This window comes from Sandaracinobacteroides sp., assembly GCF_057137845.1.
In genome coordinates, this window is sequence record NZ_DBNHFX010000128.1 from 1 (window position 1) to 1,428 (window position 1,428).

A 1,428-nucleotide genomic window follows, 5' to 3' on the forward strand; every position below is an offset into this window, starting at 1 on the left:
TCTCTGCACATGACGATCCAGACTGCGGTGCTGATCGAAACGCTGGTCGAACTTGGCGCCGATGTCCGCTGGGCGTCGTGCAACATCTTCTCGACGCAGGATCACGCTGCGGCGGCAATTGCTGCGCGCGGGATTCCGGTGTTCGCCGTAAAGGGCGAAACGCTTGAAGAATACTGGGAATATGTGATCCGCATCTTCGACTGGGGTGTCGACACCACGGCCAACATGATCCTCGACGATGGCGGCGACGCGACGATGTTCGCGCTGTGGGGCGCCCGCGCCGAGGCGGGCGAGGAACTGTTCACCCCCGGCAACGAGGAAGAGGAAATCTTTGTGAAGACCCTCCGCCGCTTCCTTGCCGAGCGGCCGGGCTATCTCACGCAGACGGTCGCCAGCATCAAGGGCGTGTCCGAGGAAACGACGACCGGCGTCCACCGGCTGTATGAACTGGCGAAGAAGGGCAAATTGCCGTTCCCGGCGATCAACGTGAACGACAGCGTCACCAAGTCGAAGTTCGACAATCTCTATGGCTGCAAGGAATCACTGGTCGATGCGATTCGCCGGGCGACCGACGTGATGCTGGCCGGCAAGGTGGCCTGCGTCGCCGGGTTCGGCGATGTGGGCAAGGGATCGGCGGCCTCGCTTCGGAATGGCGGCGCGCGCGTCCTCGTCACCGAGGTGGACCCGATCTGCGCGCTGCAGGCAGCGATGGAAGGCTATGAAGTGGTGACGATGGACGAAGCCGCGAAGCGCGCTGACATCTTCGTTACCGCGACGGGTAACGTCGATGTGATCACCGTTGAACATATGCGCTCGATGAAGAACATGGCGATCGTGTGCAACATCGGGCACTTCGACAGCGAAATCCAGATTTCCGGCCTTTCGAACCTGAAGTGGACGGAAATCAAACCGCAGGTCGACGAAGTGGAATTCGCCGACGGCCATCGCATCATCGTGCTGGCGAAGGGCAGGCTGGTGAACCTCGGCTGCGCGACCGGCCACCCGAGCTTTGTCATGTCGTCGTCGTTCACCAATCAGGTGCTGGCGCAGATCGAACTGTGGACCGGCGGCGACCGCTATCGCAACGAGGTTTACGTGCTGCCGAAGCATCTGGACGAAAAGGTGGCGGCGCTGCACTTGGATAAGCTTGGCGTGAAGCTGACCACGCTTACCGCGCAGCAGGCGGCCTATATCGGTGTGCAGCAGCAAGGCCCGTTCAAGCCGGATCACTACCGCTATTAGGGCGGTGGTCATGAACGGCCTCGATGAAGCCGGGCTGCATGCGCTTGGCCTGCAATTGGCGGCCGCTTTGCAACCGGGCGATGTGGTGGCGCTGTCGGGCGATCTGGGCGCCGGCAAGACGACGCTTGCCCGCGCCATCCTGCGTGGCCTTGGCCATCACGGCGAAGTGCCCAGCCCGACGTTCAC

2 protein-coding genes are annotated in these 1,428 nt (G+C 62.3%); both read left to right on the forward strand.

Annotated features, from left to right (window positions below):
- Window positions 1-1,242: adenosylhomocysteinase (ahcY, locus tag AC16JP_RS07165; RefSeq protein ID WP_484339923.1), on the forward strand; the 1,242-nt coding region annotated here is incomplete at its 5' end.
- A gap of 10 nt (window positions 1,243-1,252) precedes the next feature.
- Window positions 1,253-1,428 (forward strand): tRNA (adenosine(37)-N6)-threonylcarbamoyltransferase complex ATPase subunit type 1 TsaE (locus tag AC16JP_RS07170; RefSeq protein WP_484339924.1); only part of this gene is annotated, 176 nt, incomplete at its 3' end.